Origin of the sequence: Enterobacter cloacae complex sp. 397G4 (assembly GCF_050031515.1) — a bacterium.
Taxonomy (GTDB): domain Bacteria; phylum Pseudomonadota; class Gammaproteobacteria; order Enterobacterales; family Enterobacteriaceae; genus Enterobacter; species Enterobacter hormaechei_C.
In genome coordinates this window covers 468,169-488,048 of record NZ_JBLGWE010000001.1, presented here as the reverse complement: position 1 = coordinate 488,048, position 19,880 = coordinate 468,169, and the positions used below count along the sequence as shown (strand labels likewise).

Here is a 19,880-nt window from a genome sequence, read left to right as displayed (position 1 = left end):
TCCCAGATAACACTTCGGGAACATTCCCCCAAAACTAAATTCGCAGACAACTACACTATGGCTATCAGGAAAAGAGACAGGTTTATGCGCAGGCTTACGGCTTTATTGCTGGTCTCACTGCTCAGCGGATGTTCCATATTGCAGGGTACGCCAGAACCGGCGCCGCCGGTTACCGATCATCCTCAGGAAATTCGTCGTAATCAGACGGAAGGATTACAACGCCTGGGTACCGTATCCGCGATGGTTCGTGGTTCCCCGGATGATGCAGAAGACGCAATTGAAGCACAGGCCGTTGCCGCAAAAGCAGATTATTACGTCATCACGATGATTGATGAAACCATTATTACGGGACAGTGGTACGCCCAGGGAATTTTGTACCGTAAGTAAGCATCATCATTTGAACGACTTTTACACTGCTTTGCGTCCGTAGACATTTTCCTGTCCACAATAAACTCCATGCCAGCAACAATGGAAATGAGTTTATTCGCGAAGGATTGCCCGGCGGATACCGGAGACACGTGAAAAGGAGCTGACGATGAAACGAACCCTTGCTTTAACGACGCTATTGCTTTCAGCGGGCCTACTGAGCACCACGGCGCAGTCGGCCGAATTTGCCAGCGCGGATTGCGTCACGGGCCTGAACGAGATTGGTCAGATCTCCGTCAATAATATCACGGGGAGTCCGCAAGACGTTGAACGTGTCGTCGCCCTGAAGGCCGATGAACAGGGCGCATCCTGGTATCGCATCGTCCAGATGCAGGAAGATCACCATGTTAATCACTGGCGCGTGCAGGCCATTCTTTATGCATAATCCCTTCCGATAAAAGCCACTTAATTTTAGTGGCTTTTCACTTTTGCAAATTTTTTACCTCTCCCGAAACTTAATAAAAACAAATATGTAACATTCAGTTACATTAAACAGATAAACGTTCTCTTCGCTCTGCCGTTGAACAGCCATCACTTTTCAATAATGAGCAATTTATGATCACCTTTTTCCGCCGGGCAGGTCTGGGCACGAAGCTATCGCTGCTAACAGGTGCAAGTGTCGCCACGCTTTTTTTGCTGTTCACTTTTCTGTTGAGCCACAACGCCAGCCAGCAGCTTGAAGATCTTGCGGTTGAAGACCTGCATAACCAGTCCACCGGCATGGTGGATATGGTAGAGATGTTCAACACCAGCCTGAGCGAAGAGGTTGAAAGCTATACCCGTCTGTTCACCACCTTTTTGCCACAGCCGCTGAACAGCGACAGCAGCCAGAGCCGGACCATAAACGGGCTTACCGTTCCTCTGCTGAAAGGCGGCGAAACGGAGTTGCATGAAAACAATACGCTTTCTGATGACTTCCTGAGCCGAACGGGCGCCATCTCGACGCTGTTTGTCCGCAGCGGTAACGATTTTATCCGCGTGGCCACGTCGCTGCGCAAAGAGAATGGCGACCGCGCCATCGGAACCGTTCTTGATACCACCAGCCCGGCATTTGCGGCTGTCACCAAAGGGGAGGTCTATCGTGGCCTCGCGCTGCTGTTCGGCAAGCGCTATATCACGCAGTACCAGCCTGTTAAAAATGCGGAAGGCCAGGTTATCGGGATTATCTTTGTCGGTGTGGACATCACCCATTCGTGGAACGTCATGCGCGAGAAAATCCTTAACCGTCGTCTGGGCGAGAGCGGCCACTTCTTTGTACTGGATCGCAGCAGCGGCAAAACGCGCGGACAGTATCTGTTCCATGCCAGCGATGAGGGCAAACTGCCCAACGGGGATACGGCGACACAGCAGCAGCTTCTGAGTGATAAAGCCGGCACGCTGGAGCGCGTGAGCGCAGATGGCCGTACGCTCAAAGTTGCCTACACGCCGCTGCCGGGCTGGAACTGGACCATCGTGGGTGAAGTGGATAAAGCCGTACTGCTTTCAAGCGTCACCACGCTGCGCGATCGCTTCCTGATGGCGGGCGTGGTGCTATCCGCGCTCTTCGCGGGCCTGTTCGTTATCCTCATTCGCCGGATGCTAACCCGCCCACTGCGCGCAGTGATCGCGCTTGCCCGGCAGTATGCCGCAGGCGATCTGCGCGCCAGCCTGCCGGTAACCCGCCAGGATGAGGTCGGCCAGCTGATTGATGCCATCAACGGGATCGGGGGCGGCCTGCAAAAAATTGTGTTGCAGGTCCGCGAGGCCGCAAGCGAAATCCATCTGGGGACTAACGCGCTGGCTTCAGACACCGGCGAGATCTCTGAACAGATCAACAAACAGGCCAGCAGCGTTGAGGAGACCTCCGCCAGCATGGAGCAATTAGCCGCCACCGTGCAGCAAAATGCCGCCAACATGGAGCAAACTCAGCAGCTGGTGGGGGAAACCTCACGCGCGGTGCATCAGGGTGGAGAGACGGTGACCCACGCAGTTTCCACCATGGATGATATTCGTGATGCATCGAAACGCATTGAAGACATTACCCGCGTGATTGAGTCCATCGCTTTCCAGACCAATATCCTGGCGCTCAATGCGGCGGTTGAGGCGGCGCGGGCGGGCGAGCACGGGAAAGGTTTCGCAGTGGTGGCGCAAGAGGTGCGCGCCCTGGCCGCACGCAGTGCCAACGCGGTAAAAGAGATTGAACAGCTGATTGGCGACACGCTGAACAAGGTGAGCGAAGGCCATGCGCTGTCTGAGCAGACGCGTCTGGCGATGGATGCCATCATTGTTCATATCGATAACATCAGCCAGCTTGTCACCGAAATCAACCACGCCTCCCGCGAGCAGTCTGCGGGGATTGGTCAGGTGAATCTGGCGATGACGCACATCGGTGAGGCATCGCACATCAATGCCGATCGCATCTCGCGCAGCGAGCAGACGGCACAGACGCTGCGCGAGAAGGGTTCACATCTCACCCGGCTGGTGAGCCTGTTCCAGCTGAAGGCTTAACCGACCCGGCCCGTGGCGCGCAGAAGCAGGTCGGTTTGCACCTGTTCGCTCATCAGCGTGCCGCCTCGGGTATCCAGCATCATGCGGCACCACGCCTGCGCCACGGGCGGCGATGCGTGCCGCAGCATCTGGCTTCCGGCCCCGAGTAAAAAGAGCTGCCGCGCGATCTCCCTGCCCTGCGCTTCCTGCGGTTTACGCAGCTTCTGCTGTAGCTGCCGCCAGCTGCGATCGAAGTGCCTGTCCTGACCTTTGACCTGCACGAAATCATCGGCGAGCAGGTCGAGAATGCCCGACTGCTTCGCCAGCACGCGCAGTACATCCAGGCACATAATATTGCCAGAGCCTTCCCAGATGCTGTTGACGGGCATTTCACGGTACAACCGCGGAAGTTCACTCTCTTCGCAATAGCCTGCACCGCCCAGCACCTCCATTGCCTCTGCCACAAACGGTATGCCCGCTTTGCAGACGCTGTATTTTGCCGCCGGAGTGAAAAGCCGCGCCCATGCGGCCTCCTGCGGGTCGGTGCGGTTGTCCCACGCCCGGGCGAGTCGGAACAGCAGTGCCGTGTGTCCCTCCAGCACCAGCGCCATACGGCTTAGCACGTCGCGCATTAACGGCTGGTCGATCAGATTTTTGCCGAAGGTCTGCCGCTGATGGGCATGATAAAGCGCCACCGAGAGCGCACGGCGCATCAATCCGTGGCTGCCAAGCGCACAGTCAAAGCGCGTCAGCCCGCCCATCTTCAGAATTTGCCGGACACCTTCACCCTCTTCGCCCAGCAGCCAGCCGTAAGCATCAAGGAACTCAGCCTCACTGCTGGCATTTGAACGGTTACCGAGCTTGTCCTTCAGACGCTCAAGGCGCACGGCATTACGTTGCCCGTCGGGTAAAAAACGCGGAACAAAAAAGCAGGAAAGCCCGCCCTTCGCCTGCGCCAGCACCAGATGCGCATCGCTCTGCGGCACGGAGAAAAACCATTTGTGCCCCACCAGCCGGTAACTGCCATCACTGAATTTCTCTGCTTTGGTGGTATTACTGAGTACGTCCGAACCGCCCTGCTTTTCCGTCATCCCCATACCGATCAGCAGGCCGCGCTTTTGCGCCCCCGGCGCGAGATGCGGATCGTAGCGATCGCTCATCAGCGGCGTTAACCAGTTGTCAAACGGTTTGGGCAGCGACTGTAGCAACAGCGGCGTGGCGGCGAAGGTCATGGTCACCGGGCATAGCGTTCCCGCCTCCACCTGAGCATGCAGCACAAAACGCGCGGCCCGGGCGACGAACGATCCTTTCCGCGCCTCCTCCTCCCACGCCAGGTTGTGCACCCGGTTGGCGCAAAGCCCCTGCATCAGAAGATGCCATGCCGGATGAAAGCGGACGTCATCCAGCCTCGCTCCCGTGGCGTCATAACGCAGCAGCTCCGGCGGATTAACGTTCGCCAGCCTGCCCAGCTCCAGCGACTCCGCCGTACCCAACTGCTGTCCGATGCTGGCAAGAAGATCCACATCCCACTCAGCCCCTTCGCGCGCTACCGCATCGCACAGGGCGCAATCAGAGAGAAAAAGGTTGCTGTTCGATAGCGGTGCAGGTTGATTAAAAACGGTATGTGTCTGCCAGTGCATGCTGTCTCCCTCCTTTCATTGGCAATAAAGGTAAGTATGGACAGAGGGCATGCACGCTGCATGGGAGGGGGGTCACACGATGACGATCTTGTTGATATCATTCGTGAAATAGCTCACAGAACATAAGAATAAACTATTTCATTACTTCACCAATGCTGAATAATTTATTCTTACCCCGTTTATGTGAGGATCGTTATGCAACAGGATGCGCACAAGCGTGCATTAATTGCAGGCTCCATCGGTAATTTCATCGAGTGGTATGAATTTGCGGTCTACGGTTTTCTGGCAACGGTGATTGCCAGAAACTTCTTCCAGCTTGAGGGGGAAGCGGAGCTCACCAGCCTGATCCTCACCTGGGCCTCGTTCGCCATCGCTTTCTTCTTCCGTCCGCTGGGTGCAGTGGTCTTTGGCCGCATTGGCGACAGGATTGGCCGCAAACCGACGCTGATTATAGTGCTGGTATTGATGACGCTCGCCACCGCTGCCATCGGTATTGTGCCGGTCTACGCCAGTATCGGGATTGCCGCGCCGCTGATCGTTACGCTCCTGCGTATTCTGCAAGGACTGTTCGCGGGCGGTGAGTATGGCGGTGCGGTCTCATTGATGACGGAGTTCGCCCCGCGCGGCAAGCGCGGTCTTTACGGGGCATGGCAGTCCTTTACCGTGGCGCTCGGGCTGTTAGCGGGCGCAGGCATTGTCGCGTTGCTCTCTGCCCTTCTCTCCCCTGAAGCCTTGCACGACTGGGGCTGGCGCATTCCGTTCTTCCTGGCGTTGCCGATGGGTGCGGTCGCGCTATGGCTGCGGGTGAGCATGGAAGAGACGCCGAGCTTTGTACAGCAACGGGAAAAACCGGTTGTTACTCAGGCCAGCACCGCCGCCACGTTCAAAACCATCCTGATGGGCATTGGCCGCGTGATGGTCTGGTCTGCGGCGGGTTATACCTATCTGGTGATTATGCCGACCTATCTGCAATCTGCGCTGCACACCGGTTTTAACCAGGCGTTACTGATTGCGGTGATTTCTAACATTGGGTTTGCGCTCACGATCATTCCGTCGGGCATGCTGAGCGACAGGATCGGGCGGCGCACGGTGATGATTATCGCCACCGTGCTCCTGCTGATCCTCGCCCTGCCGCTGCTGAAAATTTTGCAGGCGGAATCCAGTACGCTGGCAGTCAAAGCGATTGTGGTGCTGATTGCGGGGGGTCTGGTTGGGATGCTGGCAGGGCCGGGGCCGGCAATGCTGTCTGAGATGTTCCCGACGCGCGTGCGTTATACCGGGCTGGGGCTGGCCTATTCTCTGTCGAATGCAATCTTCTCGGGCTGTGCGGGGCTGATCATTACCGGGCTGATTAAAGAGACGGGCAATCTGGATATTCCGGCGTACTACGTGATGGCAACGGCGGTGGTGAGTATTTTCGCGCTGATGACGCTGAGAAAGGATGACCATTTACGGTCGTTAGAGGAGTGAGATTGTTGCCCGGTGGCGCTGCGCTTACCGGGCCTACGGTACCATGCTTTTGTAGGCCGGGTAAGGCGAAGCCGCCACCCGGCACAACAGGCTACCCGCGCTGACGCACCGCTTCAAACAGGCAGATACCCGTCGCAACAGAAACGTTCAGGGACGATACGCTGCCCGCCATTGGGATGCTGATCAGCTCATCGCAGTGCTCGCGCGTCAGACGACGCATACCTTCGCCTTCCGCTCCCATCACCAGCGCCATACGGCCGGTCATTTTGCTCTGGTACAGGGTGTGATCCGCTTCACCGGCTGTTCCTACGATCCAGATATTTTCTTCCTGCAACAGACGCATGGTGCGCGCCAGGTTAGTCACGCGGATTAACGGGACGTTTTCCGCCGCGCCGCAGGCGACTTTTTTAGCGGTAGCGTTAAGCTGCGCGGAGCGATCTTTTGGCACAATCACCGCATGCACGCCTGCTGCATCGGCGCTACGCAGGCACGCGCCCAGGTTATGTGGGTCGGTTACGCCATCGAGGATCAGGAAGAACGGGTTCTCCAGCCCGGCGATCAGATCCGGCAGATCGTTCTCCTGATACTGACGGCCTGGCTTCACGCGCGCGATAATGCCCTGGTGTACAGCACCTTCGCTTTTTTCATCCAGATACTGGCGGTTCGCCAGCTGGATCACTACGCCCTGCGCTTCCAGCGCGTGGATCAGCGGCATCAGACGTTTGTCTTCACGCCCTTTCAGAATAAAAACTTCCTGAAAACGCTCCGGCGCGCGCTCCAGCAGGGCCTGCACCGCGTGGATGCCGTAAATCATTTCACTCATTGATGGTTCTCGTAATAAATATTTTCCCTCTCCCGTTGGGGAGAGGGTCAGGGTGAGGGGAAATTACTCCGCCTGCTGTTTCTTCGCCGCGCGCTTCGCTTTGGTCGCGGCCGCTATTTTTTGGGTCTTGGTCGACGGTTTTTTCGCTTTACGAGCGTCTTTTTTCGCCGCCTTGGGCTTCTGTTTCTTCTCGCCACGGAAAGCACTGTCTGGCTCAAAGTTTACTCTTTTACCTGCCTGACGTCGCTTACCGCCCGCTTTACCGTTACCGCCTTTTTTCGCTTTCTCACGCTCGGTTTTGCCGACGTTACGCGGAGCACGCTCGCTGGAGATGAGGCTGAAGTCGATTTTACGGTCGTCCATATTCACGGCTTCAACCTTCACTTCCACCCGATCGCCCAGACGGTAGGTCTGACCACCGGATTCGCCGATCAGACGTTGTCCGACCTGGTCGAAGCGGTAGTAATCGTTATCGAGGCTGGAAACGTGCACCAGACCGTCGATAAACAGCTCATCCAGACGCACGAAGAAGCCAAAGCCGGTGACGCTGGCAATCACGCCTTTAAAGACGTTACCCACCTGATCCAGCATAAAGTCACACTTCAGCCAGTCCGCCACGTCGCGCGTCGCTTCATCCGCACGACGCTCGGTCATGGAACAATGCTGGCCCAGTTGCAGCATCTCTTCCATGGAGTAGTGATACCCTCCGGTTTCGGTCGTGTTGCCTTTATGACCCTGCTCGTGCGCCAGCAGATACTTGATCGCACGGTGCAGGGACAGATCCGGATAACGGCGGATCGGCGAGGTAAAGTGCGCGTACGACTGTAACGCCAGACCAAAGTGGCCCCGGTTTTCAGGATCGTAAATCGCCTGCTTCATGGAGCGCAGCAGCATGGTTTGCAGCATTTCCGCGTCAGGACGATCGCTGATGGATTCCAGCAGCTCGGCGTAATCGCGTGGCTCAGGCTTATTACCGCCAGGCAGCTCCAGGCCGAGTTCAGCCAGCACGGAGCGGAACGAGGTTACGGCCTCCGTGGTTGGCTTGTCGTGAATACGGAACAGCGCAGGCTCTTTGGCTTTCTCAACGAAACGTGCCGCCGAGATGTTCGCCAGGATCATACACTCTTCAATCAGCTTGTGCGCATCGTTACGCTGAGTCTGTTCGATACGCTCGATACGACGCTCAGCGTTAAAGATAAACTTCGCCTCTTCACTCTCAAATGAGATCCCACCGCGCTCTTCGCGCGCCTGATCCAGCGTTTTGTAGAGGTTGTGCAGCTCTTCGATGTGTTTGACCAGCGGCGCGTACTGTTCGCGAAGATCCTGATCGCCCTGCAACATATGCCAGACCTTGGTATAGGTCAGGCGCGCATGAGAACTCATCACCGCTTCGTAGAACTTATAGCCCGTCAGACGTCCCTTGCTGGAGATGGTCATTTCGCAGACCATACACAGGCGGTCCACCTGCGGGTTGAGGGAACACAGGCCGTTGGAGAGCACTTCTGGCAGCATCGGTACAACCTGCGACGGGAAGTAGACCGACGTACCGCGGCTGCGCGCTTCGTTATCCAGCGGCGTGTGTGGACGCACGTAATAGCTCACATCCGCGATGGCCACCCACAGACGCCAGCCGCCACCGCGTTTTTTCTCGCAATATACGGCATCATCGAAGTCACGGGCGTCTTCACCATCAATGGTGACCAGCGGCAGATCGCGCAGATCCACGCGGCCTGCTTTGGACTCTTCCGGCACTTCTTCACGCAGGTTTTCAATCTGATCTTCAACCGCTTTCGGCCAGACATACGGAATTTCATGGGTACGCAGCGCCATATCGACGGCCATGCCGGTGCCCATGTTATCGCCCAGCACTTCGACGATTTTACCCACCGCTTTGGTGCGACGGGTTGGGCGCTGGGTGAGTTCCACCACCACCACAAAGCCCATGCGTGCGCCCATCACCTCTTCAGGCGGGATGAGAATGTCGAAGCTCAGACGGCTGTCGTCCGGCACCACAAAGCCTACGCCCGCATCGGTAAAGTAACGGCCAACGATCTGGCTGGTTTTCGGCACCAGCACGCGGACCACGCGCGCTTCGCGGCGGCCTTTACGGTCTGCACCCAGCGGCTGCGCCAGGATCTGGTCGCCGTGAATACACATCTTCATCTGTTCGGATGAGAGGTACAGGTCGTCTTTACGCCCTTCCACGCGCAGGAAGCCGAAGCCATCGCGGTGACCAATAACGGTGCCTTTCAGCAGGTCGAGGCGTTCTGGCAGCGCGTAGCACTGGCGACGAGTAAAGACAAGTTGCCCGTCACGTTCCATGGCGCGCAGGCGGCGGCGAAGGGCTTCAATTTGCTCTTCACCTTCTATGTTTAATTCAACGGCAAGTTCTTCACGATTGGCGGGTTTTTCGCGTTTTGTTAAGTGTTCAATGATGAACTCGCGGCTGGGGATAGGATTCGCGTATTTTTCGGCTTCGCGTTCCTGGAAAGGATCTTGTGACATGTCGGTTCCTCCGTTGTCAGCTCCGGTGGAAATTTTCTTCATTCCACCAGCAATAATTTATAAAGCGGTTGATTCTCTTCAACCAAATCGGCCAGCGTGTAGTTATCCAGTTCCTTGAGAAAACTTTGCACGGCCTTTGAAAGCGCCTGTTTCAGGCGGCAAGCGGGCGTAATGTGGCAGAACGCGCTGCTACAGTTCACCAGAGAGAGCGGCTCCAGTTCACGTACCACATCGCCAATACGGATACTCTGCGCCGGTTTACCGAGACGGATCCCTCCATTCTTCCCGCGGACGGCAGCAACGTATCCGGCACGACTAAGTTGATTGATTATTTTGACCATATGATTACGGGACACACCGTACACCTCTGTGACTTCAGAGATGCTGGTCATCTTCCCATCGGGTAACGACGCCATGTAAATCAGCGCGCGTAAGCCGTAATCGGTGAAACTTGTTAACTGCACATCAACCTCAGGAAAAAGGGAAAACGCGGTCAAACCGCAGAGATATTCATTAATGATGATAAACCAGCCAGATAGTTAGCGGCTAATTTATTTGACAGACGGGGCGAAAAAGCGGAGATCCAGGAGCGGTCGCCGGATGGCGCTGCGCTTATCCGGCCTACGGGTTTCCCCGCAGGCCAGCAGTCACGAAGATTATGCGTCGAACGGGTCGCGCAGGATCATCGTTTCAGTACGATCCGGGCCGGTAGAAATAATATCGATCGGCACTTCGGTCAGTTCTTCAATGCGCTTGATGTAGTCCAGCGCGGCTTTTGGCAGGCCACTACGCTCTTTCACACCAAATGTGGTCTCAGACCAGCCCGGCATAGTTTCGTAGATTGGCTCAATGCCTTCCCAGTCGTCAGCAGCCAGCGGAGTGGTGGTCACTTCGCGGCCATCAGGCATACGGTAGCCTACGCAGATTTTTACTTCTTTCAGGCCGTCCAGTACGTCCAGCTTGGTCAGGCAGAAGCCAGACAGGGAGTTGATCTGCACTGCGCGACGTACGGCAACGGCGTCCAGCCAGCCGGTACGACGACGACGACCGGTGGTCGCGCCAAACTCGTTACCCTGCTTGCAGAGGAACTCGCCGGTCTCATCAAACAGTTCGGTCGGGAATGGACCTGCACCCACGCGAGTGGAGTACGCTTTGATGATGCCCAGAACGTAATCGACATAACGCGGGCCCAGACCGGAGCCGGTTGCCACGCCACCCGCGGTGGTGTTAGAGGACGTTACGTACGGATAGGTACCGTGGTCGATGTCCAGCAGCGTACCCTGCGCACCTTCAAACATGACGAAATCGCCACGCTTGCGCGCCTGGTCCAGCAGATCGGACACATCAACAACCATACCGGTCAGAATATCAGCAATCGCCATGACGTCATCCAGCACTTTCTGGTAGTCAACGGCTTCGGCTTTGTAGAAATTCACCAGCTGGAAGTTGTGATATTCCATCACTTCTTTCAGTTTTTCAGCGAAGGTCGCTTCGTCGAAGAGGTCACCCACGCGCAGACCGCGACGAGCCACTTTATCTTCGTAAGCCGGGCCGATACCACGACCGGTGGTGCCGATCGCTTTCGCGCCACGCGCTTTTTCACGCGCCACGTCCAGCGCCACATGATAATCCAGGATCAGCGGGCAGGCTTCGGAGAGCAGCAGACGCTCACGAACAGGGATACCACGGTCTTCCAGACCTTTCATCTCTTTCATCAGCGCAGCGGGAGACAGCACAACGCCGTTACCGATGATGCTGGTGACGTTTTCGCGAAGAATGCCTGATGGAATAAGATGGAGGACGGTTTTTTCACCGTTGATTACGAGAGTATGGCCCGCGTTGTGACCGCCCTGGTAGCGTACAACATATTTGGCCCGTTCAGTCAGAAGATCAACAATCTTCCCTTTACCTTCGTCACCCCATTGGGTGCCCAGTACGACGACGTTGTTACCCATTTTTTCAAAATCACCGTTTGCTTAAAAATGGATTCTACCATCGCTTTTTCAGATATACAGCACTTTTTGACCCTAAAATATGCCAATTGCGGTTAGTTTTTGATCAGCCAATCGTTTTCCTCAACATGTAGTAGATAACGATACCGGCAACCACAAGACCACCGCCAAAACGACGTAAAATATTGTCCGGGAGTTGGCTCATTGTCGCGATCATCCGGCGCCATGCGCGCGGATAGAGCATCGGGCCGAGGCCTTCCAGCACCAAAACCAGGGCCAGTGCGAGCCAGATCGTGGAGTTCATTTTTCATCCTTATAAAAGAAAACCACCGCTCCGTGAAGAGCGGTGGTTTGAATACTCAAACGAGCCTGAGTTTATCGCGTTGCGTTGGTCGGCGTCTTCATATAACGGAAGAAATCGCTGTCCGGGCTGAGCACCATCACATCCTGGTTGCTCTTGAAGCTATTCTCGTAAGCGCGAAGGCTACGGATGAAGGCGTAGAAGTCTGGATCTTGGCTGAATGCATCAGCAAACAGTTTAGCCGCTTCGGCATCACCTTCACCGCGCAGGATACGACCCTGGCGCTCAGATTCCGCCAGCGTCTTGGTGACTTCATAGTCCGCTGCCGCGCGCAGTTTTTCCGCTTCTTCCTGACCCTGTGAACGGTGACGACGGGCTACCGCTTCACGCTCGGCGCGCATACGGTTGTAGATCGCCTCGGACACTTCCGCTGGCAGGTTGATCTGCTTGATGCGCACATCAACCACTTCGATGCCCAGCGCCGCCATACTGTTCGGGTTGATCACCGGCACTTTACCGTTGGTTTCAGCCTGAACACGTTCAGCCGCTTTGGCAATCGCATCGTCTGCCGCCGGGGTTTCAACTTCATCCTCGGTGCCCGCAGAGCCGGAGTTCAGCGCATCACGCACTTCCAGCGTCAGACGACCACGGGAGTCGGTCACAATGTCTTTCACATCCAGACGACCAATTTCAGAACGCAGACGGTCAGAGAACTTACGTTTCAGCAGCACTTCTGCCTGAGAAACGTCGCCACCCCCGGTTGCCAGGAAGTAGCGGCTGAAATCGCTGATGCGCCATTTGATATAGGAATCAACGATCAGGTCTTTCTTCTCTTTAGTCACGAAACGATCGGCCTGGTTATCCATGGTCTGGATACGCGCATCGAGCGTTTTCACTGACTGAATGAACGGGATCTTAAAGTGCAGACCCGGCTCATAAATCACCGGACGCTTGTCGCCATCACGCACGACGCTGCTGAACTGGAACTTGATCCCACGCTCGCCCTCTTTCACCACAAAGATGGAGGTGTAGAGCACGACCAGTACGATGATGATGATCGCAATAACTGACTTACGCATCCTTATTCCCCCTGACGCTGGTAGTCGTTACGCTGCGCGTTAGCACGGCGTTGGTCCATAATGTCACCATCGTTCGAAGAAGGCGTTGTGTTCGCGCTGGCGCTGCCAGACGAGGCCGGTGGCAGACGCAGCAGGTTGTTCGCACCGCTGTTGTCTTTTGCTGCCGGTGCAGAACCGCCTTTCAGCATCTGATCCAGCGGCAGGACCATCAGGTTTCCGCCTTTGTTGTCGTTAACCAGCACTTTACGCGTATGGCTCAGCACTTTTTCCATGGTCTCGATATAGAGACGCTCACGGGTAATTTCCGGCGCGGCTTTATATTCCGGCAGGATCTTCGCAAAGCGAGCCACTTCACCCTGTGCTTCCAGGATGGTCTGGGTCTTATACGCACGCGCTTCTTCCAGAATACGCTGCGCCTGACCGTTTGCACGCGGCTGAACTTCGTTGGTGTACGCTTCCGCTTCACGGATGTACTGCTGTTCGTTTTCACGAGCGGCAATCGCATCGTCAAACGCGGCTTTCACCTCTTCCGGCGGACGTGCAGCCTGGAAGTTGACGTCCAGCAGGGTGATACCCATGTTGTACGGACGGATGGTCTCTTCCAGCTCACGCTGGGTATCGCTACGAATAACGGTACGACCTTCGGTCAGGATACGGTCCATGGTGTATTTGCCGATCACGCCACGCAGGGCGCTGTCGGTTGCCTGACGCAGGCTGTCATCGGCGCTGGTCACGCTAAACAGATAACGTTCCGGATCGGTCACGCGGTACTGCACGTTCATCTCAACGCGCACCACGTTCTCGTCAGAGGTCAACATCACGCCAGAGGCGGCCAGTTCACGGACGGACTCCACGTTAACCGCGGTCACGTCATCAATGAAGGTCGGCTTCCAGTTCAGGCCCGGTTCAACCAGATGGCTGAACTTACCGAAACGGGTGACCACGCCGCGTTCTGCTTCTTTAATGGTGTAGAACCCGCTGGCTGCCCAGATGATTACCACCGCAGCGGCGACAATGCCCACCACGCGGCCACCCATTGGCGGGCGCGGACTCTGAGTGGAATTGCCACCCGAGCCAGAACCTTTTCCTCCGCCAAGGCCACCAAGCTTTTTGCTCAGTTTGCGGAAGATATCATCCAGATCCGGCGGCCCCTGCTCGCGACCACCTTTGTTGCCATTTCCCCCAGAGTTGCCGCCTTGATTATTGCTGCTTCCCCACGGGTCGCGGTCTTGTCCGTTATTACCGGGCTGATTCCACGCCATGTATATGCTCCATATTTGTTATGCAAGGGCGAATTTTTCAGGCTTCCCCTTTCTGATCAGACGATATAGTCCGCCAGCGCAGGTTCTTGTTTACAGAGGCGACGCCAGTCAACGATCGGCATACGCACCTGCATCCCCACGCTGCCGTCATCCTCCATCCACTCTTTTTCTATCGCCTGAAGCTGATAAAACCGGCTGCGCAGCCTGCCTTCCTGTGGCGGCAGTCGCAGCGTGTGCTGAGCTACCTCACCGGAAAGACGTTCTGTCAAAGCCTGGAAAAGCAGTGGCACACCAATCCCGGCCTGAGCAGACAGCCAGACCCGAATCGGTTTGTTCTCTTCGTCTCGGTCGATACGCGGTTCGAAATCGTCCAGCATATCGATCTTGTTCATCACCAACAGGGTGGGAATTTCGTGGGCGTCGATCTCTTCGAGCACCACGTTCACCGCGTCGATGTTCTCCTGCACGCGTACGTCTGCCGCATCAATCACATGCAGCAGCAGGGTCGCCTGACGCGTCTCCTGCAACGTCGCTTTAAACGCCGCGACCAGATCGTGCGGCAGATGGCGGATAAACCCTACGGTATCCGCCAGCACCGTTTCACCCACGTCTGCGACGTCAATACGGCGCAGGGTTGGGTCCAGGGTCGCAAACAGCTGGTCTGCGGCATACACCTGGGCCTCGGTTATCTGGTTAAACAGGGTGGATTTACCGGCGTTGGTATAACCCACCAGCGACACCGTTGGGATATCGGCTTTCGTTCGCGCCCGACGCCCCTGTTCGCGCTGTTTCTCTACACGTTCCAGACGTGAAAGGATCTGGGTTATACGCCCACGCAGCAAACGGCGGTCGGTTTCGAGCTGGGTTTCACCCGGGCCGCGCAAACCAATCCCGCCTTTTTGTCTTTCAAGGTGTGTCCAGCCACGCACCAGACGCGTCGCCAGATGGCGCAACTGCGCCAGCTCAACCTGCAACTTACCCTCGTGGGTACGCGCACGCTGAGCAAAAATATCTAAGATCAACCCCGTGCGATCGATTACACGGCATTCGCAGAGAGCTTCCAGGTTACGTTCCTGAGCCGGAGACAGCGCATGATCAAACAGCACAACGGATGCGCCGGTTGCTTTTACGGCATCCGCAATTTCAACTGCTTTACCTTCACCAACAAAGTACTTCGGGTGCGGCGCTTTACGGCTACCGGTAATCACCTGCATTGCTTCGACACCGGCGGAAGAGACCAGAGATTCAAACTCCTGGAGGTCTTCCATATCTTTGTCTTGCGAAAAATAGATGTGTACCAGCACCGCCTGCTCACCGGCGTCATAACGGTCAAACAAGCGTAAACCTCTCTAAAAAGATCAGCGGGGAACGCAGGATCCCTGGCTCCCCGTGTGGATAACAGCCCAAAACCTTATTCGGTTTCTTCGCTGTCCTGCGCTGGTGTTGAAGAACCCTGCGCGTTGCTGCCGTGATGGTAGTTACTGCCAGTGCCGCCGCCAGCGTTATTGCTGTGATGAGATACCGGACGGGACGGAACAACAGTAGAAATCGCGTGCTTATAGACCATCTGGCTGACCGTGTTTTTCAACAGGATCACGAACTGATCGAAAGACTCAATCTGACCTTGCAGCTTAATACCATTCACCAAATAAATAGAAACTGGAACACGCTCCCGACGCAATGCGTTCAGGAACGGATCTTGTAAAGATTGCCCCTTAGCCATTCTATCTTTTCCTTATATGCTTGTTTTGTACTTAGAACCTTGCGATTCTGAAAAATTGCGCACGATACGGCTTAATTGTACACATTCAGTCAGCGATATCACCAATAACCTCAATCACTTCGTTTAACGCCTGTTGTGGTTTTTCACTGTCTAACCAGTGAACACCCTCCCAACCGCGTAACCAGGTGATCTGGCGCTTCGCTAACTGTCTCGTGGCGCAAACACCTCGATAAACCATTTCATCGTATGAAATCTCACCTTCAAGATACGACCACATCTGGCGGTATCCCACACAACGAATGGAAGGCATGTCCGTATGCAAATCTCCACGGGCAAAAAGCGCCCGCACTTCTGCTTCAAAATCTGAAGCCAACATCTGATGAAAACGCTGCTCAATTCGTTGATGGAGCAGTTCACGGCTCGCCGGGGCGATGGCGAACTGATGCACCTGATACGGCAGAGCGTCTCCTGACGTTTGCGTCAGTTCCGTTAAAGTTTTACCCGAAATGAAAAAAACTTCCAGTGCCCGGGAAAGCCTTTGCGGATCGTTTGGGTGGATCCGCGCTGCGGCAACCGGATCAATCTCTTCCAGTTGCCTGTGCAAAGCGTCCCACCCCTGCTCTGCCGCCTGCCGCTCAATCTTCGCTCTCACTTCCGGATCGGCCGATGGCAGAGGCGATAACCCCTCCAGCAGCGCCTTAAAGTAGAGCATCGTGCCGCCAACTAACAGCGGTATGCGTCCCGCGGCGGTAATCTCGGCCATCTCGGCTAAGGCGTCGCGGCGAAAATCTGCCGCGGAGTAAGCCTGTGCCGGGTCGAGAATATCCAGTAAACGGTGCGGTGCCGCACGCAGTTCGTCTGCGTTGGGCTTCGCCGTGCCGATGTCCATCCCTCGGTAGATGAGGGCTGAATCAACGCTAATCAACTCTACTGGCAAAACTTTACGTAACTCAATGGCTAACGCCGTTTTACCGGAGGCCGTTGGCCCCATTAAAAAAATCGCCTTTGGCAGGCTCGCCTTACTTACATCAGTCATGTTTCAGGGCGGTCATCGCCGTTTGTAAATCAACAGGTTGTAACAAACCACCTGGAGGCGCTTTCACCAGCTGTGGACAGAGGCGCTCCACCTCCGCCAGAACGGTAATCGCCTGCGCCATACTCCACGGTGCATGCTCGCTGGCCAGATGGCGGGCGATCCACTGCGCGGTATCGGCGGCATCAAACGTCGTTTGCTGCGCCAGGTAGCCTATCAGTTCAGGAATCAAGTTTTGTAAATTTTGTTGGCGTAAGGGTAAAGGCACTGCGCGAATTGTCACATGCTGCGCGTCCAGTACGATTTCAATCCCCATTTCGGCCAGTTGCGTCTGCACGCGCCGCAAAACCCCTGTTTCTTCAGGGGATATTTTCAGGCGAACGGGGATCAACAGCGGCTGTGCGCAGGCGGCATTCACCCCCGGGGTTAACTGCGCCTGTTTGAGCCAGCGCTCCGCCACGGAAAGCGCCAGCAACAGCAGTTTACCTTCGCGTTCAAGCAACGCCATGTCGGGAGCAATAATGGTCAATACCCGACCAAAACTCTGGCTATGCCCATCCAGAGAGGGGGTTGAAACCGTGATGTGCTCTTTATGCTCCACCGCCGGCGTATCCAGCAGTTTGCGGTACAGCGCCCCCTGCTGTTTGTGGTAGCCCGGCTGAGCGTTGGGATAGTTGGCACCGGTTGGTCGCGGCGCGTTGCCCGCCGGGGATAAACGTGGAGCAGCCGGCTCGCGCGCGACCGCCGGTTCGGCAAAATGGTTACGCCCGGCCGCCACGCGGTTTTCCGGCAGTGGGCGCGGCGCGGGCTCTTCTTTTGCCAGCGGCAACTCTGGCTCTGCCTGCTGCTGCAATACAGCGGCAACGCCCTGGTAGATGAAATCATGCACCAGGCGCGACTGGTGGAAACGCACCTCGTGCTTGGCGGGGTGCACGTTAACGTCAACCTGGTGCGGGTCGATCTCCAGATAAAGCACAAAGGCGGGCTGTTGATCGGCGCCGAGCTTATCTTCGCAGGCCTGTCGAATAGCGTGGTTAATCAGGCGGTCGCGCATCATGCGGCCGTTGACGTAGCAATACTGGATTTCTGCGAACGCGGCGCTGCTAGCGTTCGGATCGGCAACCCAGCCGCGCAGGGCCAGATCGCCATGCTGCCACTCAATGGACAGCGCTTTTTCCAGAAACGGTGTGCCGCAGATGGCGCCCAACCGACGCTCCTTTTGTCCACCCTCCGCCACCGCGCGGTACTGGCGCATCACCTTACCGTTATGGCTGAGGTTGATGGTGACATCAAAGCGCGCCAGCGCGATGCGGCGGATGATCTCGTCGATATGTCCGAATTCGGTCTTCTCGGTTCGCATAAACTTGCGCCGGGCGGGCGTGTTATAGAAGAGATCCAGCACTTCAAGCGTGGTGCCTACCGGGTGCGCCGCAGGTTTAACCGTGACGTCCATATCACGCCCTTCGGCGTAGGCCTGCCAGGCTTCCTGCTGGTCGGACGTGCGGGAGGTCAACGTTAAGCGGGAAACGGAGCTGATACTGGCCAGCGCTTCGCCGCGAAAACCCAGGCTGATAATCGCTTCCAGATCGTCAAGTGAGGCAATTTTACTGGTGGCATGACGCGCCAGCGCCAGCGCCAGCTCGTCCTTTTTGATGCCACAGCCGTTATCACGAATGCGGATAAGCTTTGCGCCCCCGCGTTCGATATCAATATCAATGCGGGTCGCCCCTGCATCGAGGCTGTTTTCCACCAGTTCCTTCACCACCGACGCAGGGCGATCCACCACCTCACCGGCGGCGATTTGGTTCGCGAGCTGCGGCGGTAGAACCTGAATCGGCATGAACTCTCCTTAATTAGTCGCGGTCATCTCACCCGGCAGCGCGGCGCTTGCCGTCTGGGCGGCCCCGCCCTGCGGCGCAGACTGAAGCGGATGCGCGTCAAAGTATTTACGCAGACCGTTATAAATCGCTTCGGCAATTTGCTGCTGATAGCTGTCGCTGCCCAACAGGCGCTCTTCGCCGTTGTTACTGATAAAGCCCGTCTCTACCAGAATCGACGGAATATCCGGCGAACGCAGGACACCGAGGCTTGCATGCTCAGGGCGACGCTTATGCAGCGATCCAATGCTTTGCAGCTGGCTCAGTACGTTAGTGGCGACATCATACCCGACGCGCTGAGAATGACCGAACTGTAAATCCAGCACCGCCTGGCTGAGATACGGATCGGCCTGGCTGTTTGCCAGCACATCGCCTGCCCCGCCTAATAGTTCAGACTGCTTCTCGTGCTCTTCAAGCCAGTTCGCCATTTCACTGTTGGCGCGACGGTTCGACAGCACCCATACCGACGCGCCGGTGGCGTTACGGTTCGGCGCAGCATCCGCGTGAATCGACACCAGGAAGTTGGCGTTTTGCTTACGCGCCACATCCGAGCGTCCCATCACTGAAATAAAGTAATCTCCGTCGCGGGTCATGACCCCTTTAAACATCGGATCGTCATTCAGAAGCGCACGCAGCTTACGGGCAATGGCGATAGTGACGTTTTTCTCCCGCGTGCCGCCCGGGCCAATCGCGCCAGGATCTTGCCCGCCGTGTCCGGCGTCGATGGCGATAATCACTTTGTCGCCACTGACCGGCGTACGCCGCGCGCTGACCGCCGGACGCGTCACCGTGTTGCTGCTGGTCACGGCGGTAAGTCGGTCATTTTGTGATTTAAACGGATTACGGGCTGGCTCAGACGGCCTTGGGGTATAAACCGGCGCCTCCACGCGTTTTGCTACAACAGGTGCAGGCGGTGGCGGGGGCGGAACATCAGCATTAATGGTAAAGACCACCGTATAATTGGCGCCGTTTTGCTGCTTAACCGCCTTCGTCTTGCCCTTTTCGGTGAGATCGACCACCAGACGCAGAGACTGCGCATCCTTCGGCGTCCCCGAACGGATGCTTTTCACCAGATTGTTGCCGCTGAACTGGAGCGGCAGCCCCTGGATCACCCCGGTCTGTTTAATATCGAGCGCCACGCTGCGGCTGTCGATTTGTGAGAAAGCATATTCAGGATCGCCCATAAAGCTGAACGTAATACGGGCCTGGCTATCGCCATTAGACACCTGAATATCCGAGAGGCTGGCCGCCCCGGCCTGCGCGCACAGCAGGACCGTGGCAGCCAGCACCCAACCTTTAACGCGATTAATCATCCCGTTATCC

At 56.4% G+C, this 19,880-nt stretch carries 17 protein-coding genes; 4 read left to right on the top strand and 13 right to left on the bottom strand.

Annotated features, from left to right (window positions below; all coding sequences use genetic code 11):
* The first annotated feature begins 57 nt into the window (after positions 1-57).
* The 3 genes from bsmA (at position 58) to ACQG1Y_RS02325 (ending at position 2,913) form a co-directional block, all read left to right on the top strand.
* A complete protein-coding gene (gene bsmA / locus ACQG1Y_RS02335) occupies positions 58-387 on the top strand; it encodes a biofilm peroxide resistance protein BsmA (RefSeq protein ID WP_017383949.1) in 330 nt (109 codons plus the stop codon).
* A gap of 148 nt (positions 388-535) precedes the next feature.
* Positions 536-811, top strand: a complete 276-nt coding sequence (gene yjfN, locus ACQG1Y_RS02330; protein ID WP_003856009.1) for a DUF1471 family protease activator YjfN — start codon at positions 536-538, stop codon at positions 809-811.
* A 170-nt stretch (positions 812-981) separates the two neighbouring features.
* The gene (locus ACQG1Y_RS02325; protein WP_160177194.1) at positions 982-2,913 is read left to right on the top strand and encodes a methyl-accepting chemotaxis protein; all 1,932 of its coding nucleotides are present in this window, start codon (positions 982-984) and stop codon (positions 2,911-2,913) included.
* Here ACQG1Y_RS02325 and ACQG1Y_RS02320 read toward each other — a convergent pair.
* Complete coding sequence (locus ACQG1Y_RS02320) at positions 2,910-4,532, bottom strand: isovaleryl-CoA dehydrogenase (protein ID WP_368740781.1); 1,623 nt, start codon at positions 4,530-4,532, stop codon at positions 2,910-2,912. The two genes, ACQG1Y_RS02325 and ACQG1Y_RS02320, sit on opposite strands and share 4 nt — an antisense overlap.
* Positions 4,533-4,727: 195 nt before the next feature.
* Between ACQG1Y_RS02320 and ACQG1Y_RS02315 the strand changes: the two genes are divergently transcribed.
* A complete protein-coding gene (locus ACQG1Y_RS02315; protein ID WP_015572471.1) occupies positions 4,728-6,002 on the top strand; it encodes an MFS transporter in 1,275 nt (424 codons plus the stop codon).
* Between the two features lie 91 nt (positions 6,003-6,093).
* Here the strand turns inward: ACQG1Y_RS02315 and rlmB are convergent, their stop codons facing one another.
* The 12 genes from rlmB to amiB form a co-directional block, all read right to left on the bottom strand.
* Positions 6,094-6,825 (bottom strand): 23S rRNA (guanosine(2251)-2'-O)-methyltransferase RlmB, encoded by a 732-nt coding sequence (gene rlmB, locus ACQG1Y_RS02310; protein ID WP_015572470.1) that lies wholly within the window; start codon positions 6,823-6,825, stop codon positions 6,094-6,096.
* Positions 6,826-6,888: 63 nt separating this feature from the next.
* Entirely contained in the window at positions 6,889-9,330 is a 2,442-nt protein-coding gene (gene rnr / locus ACQG1Y_RS02305; RefSeq protein WP_032104769.1) for a ribonuclease R, read from the bottom strand.
* A gap of 38 nt (positions 9,331-9,368) precedes the next feature.
* The gene (nsrR, locus tag ACQG1Y_RS02300; protein ID WP_003855998.1) at positions 9,369-9,794 is read right to left on the bottom strand and encodes a nitric oxide-sensing transcriptional repressor NsrR; all 426 of its coding nucleotides are present in this window, start codon (positions 9,792-9,794) and stop codon (positions 9,369-9,371) included.
* Positions 9,795-9,986: 192 nt separating this feature from the next.
* Positions 9,987-11,285, bottom strand: a complete 1,299-nt coding sequence (locus tag ACQG1Y_RS02295; protein WP_126495453.1) for an adenylosuccinate synthase — start codon at positions 11,283-11,285, stop codon at positions 9,987-9,989.
* A 103-nt stretch (positions 11,286-11,388) separates the two neighbouring features.
* Positions 11,389-11,586 carry a DUF2065 domain-containing protein gene (locus ACQG1Y_RS02290; RefSeq protein ID WP_003855996.1) on the bottom strand — a complete coding sequence of 66 codons (198 nt, stop codon included), beginning with the start codon at positions 11,584-11,586 and terminating at the stop codon, positions 11,389-11,391.
* Between the two features lie 71 nt (positions 11,587-11,657).
* Complete coding sequence (gene hflC, locus ACQG1Y_RS02285; RefSeq protein ID WP_003855994.1) at positions 11,658-12,662, bottom strand: protease modulator HflC; 1,005 nt, start codon at positions 12,660-12,662, stop codon at positions 11,658-11,660.
* 2 nt (positions 12,663-12,664) lie between these two features.
* Positions 12,665-13,924: an FtsH protease activity modulator HflK gene (gene hflK, locus ACQG1Y_RS02280; RefSeq protein WP_003855992.1), complete on the bottom strand. Its 1,260-nt coding sequence runs from the start codon at positions 13,922-13,924 to the stop codon at positions 12,665-12,667.
* A gap of 56 nt (positions 13,925-13,980) precedes the next feature.
* Positions 13,981-15,261 (bottom strand): ribosome rescue GTPase HflX, encoded by a 1,281-nt coding sequence (gene hflX, locus ACQG1Y_RS02275; protein WP_003855991.1) that lies wholly within the window; start codon positions 15,259-15,261, stop codon positions 13,981-13,983.
* A gap of 74 nt (positions 15,262-15,335) precedes the next feature.
* Positions 15,336-15,647 (bottom strand): RNA chaperone Hfq, encoded by a 312-nt coding sequence (gene hfq, locus ACQG1Y_RS02270; protein ID WP_003855990.1) that lies wholly within the window; start codon positions 15,645-15,647, stop codon positions 15,336-15,338.
* An 85-nt stretch (positions 15,648-15,732) separates the two neighbouring features.
* Positions 15,733-16,683, bottom strand: a complete 951-nt coding sequence (gene miaA, locus ACQG1Y_RS02265) for a tRNA (adenosine(37)-N6)-dimethylallyltransferase MiaA (protein ID WP_017383956.1) — start codon at positions 16,681-16,683, stop codon at positions 15,733-15,735.
* A complete protein-coding gene (gene mutL / locus ACQG1Y_RS02260) occupies positions 16,676-18,520 on the bottom strand; it encodes a DNA mismatch repair endonuclease MutL (protein ID WP_368740780.1) in 1,845 nt (614 codons plus the stop codon). Before mutL ends, miaA begins: the two co-directional genes overlap by 8 nt.
* Before the next feature lie 9 nt (positions 18,521-18,529).
* A complete protein-coding gene (gene amiB / locus ACQG1Y_RS02255; RefSeq protein WP_023295800.1) occupies positions 18,530-19,870 on the bottom strand; it encodes an N-acetylmuramoyl-L-alanine amidase AmiB in 1,341 nt (446 codons plus the stop codon).
* Positions 19,871-19,880 lie beyond the last annotated feature (10 nt).

Coding starts and splice junctions, on each gene's coding strand:
- bsmA (WP_017383949.1), top strand. CDS start 58: ATGGCTATCAGGAAAAGAGACAGGTTTATGCGCAGGCTTACGGCTTTA.
- yjfN (WP_003856009.1), top strand. CDS start 536: ATGAAACGAACCCTTGCTTTAACGACGCTATTGCTTTCAGCGGGCCTA.
- ACQG1Y_RS02325 (WP_160177194.1), top strand. CDS start 982: ATGATCACCTTTTTCCGCCGGGCAGGTCTGGGCACGAAGCTATCGCTG.
- ACQG1Y_RS02320 (WP_368740781.1), bottom strand. CDS start 4,532: ATGCACTGGCAGACACATACCGTTTTTAATCAACCTGCACCGCTATCG.
- ACQG1Y_RS02315 (WP_015572471.1), top strand. CDS start 4,728: ATGCAACAGGATGCGCACAAGCGTGCATTAATTGCAGGCTCCATCGGT.
- rlmB (WP_015572470.1), bottom strand. CDS start 6,825: ATGAGTGAAATGATTTACGGCATCCACGCGGTGCAGGCCCTGCTGGAG.
- rnr (WP_032104769.1), bottom strand. CDS start 9,330: ATGTCACAAGATCCTTTCCAGGAACGCGAAGCCGAAAAATACGCGAAT.
- ACQG1Y_RS02295 (WP_126495453.1), bottom strand. CDS start 11,285: ATGGGTAACAACGTCGTCGTACTGGGCACCCAATGGGGTGACGAAGGT.
- ACQG1Y_RS02290 (WP_003855996.1), bottom strand. CDS start 11,586: ATGAACTCCACGATCTGGCTCGCACTGGCCCTGGTTTTGGTGCTGGAA.
- hflC (WP_003855994.1), bottom strand. CDS start 12,662: ATGCGTAAGTCAGTTATTGCGATCATCATCATCGTACTGGTCGTGCTC.
- hflK (WP_003855992.1), bottom strand. CDS start 13,924: ATGGCGTGGAATCAGCCCGGTAATAACGGACAAGACCGCGACCCGTGG.
- hfq (WP_003855990.1), bottom strand. CDS start 15,647: ATGGCTAAGGGGCAATCTTTACAAGATCCGTTCCTGAACGCATTGCGT.
- miaA (WP_017383956.1), bottom strand. CDS start 16,683: ATGACTGATGTAAGTAAGGCGAGCCTGCCAAAGGCGATTTTTTTAATG.
- mutL (WP_368740780.1), bottom strand. CDS start 18,520: ATGCCGATTCAGGTTCTACCGCCGCAGCTCGCGAACCAAATCGCCGCC.
- amiB (WP_023295800.1), bottom strand. CDS start 19,870: ATGATTAATCGCGTTAAAGGTTGGGTGCTGGCTGCCACGGTCCTGCTG.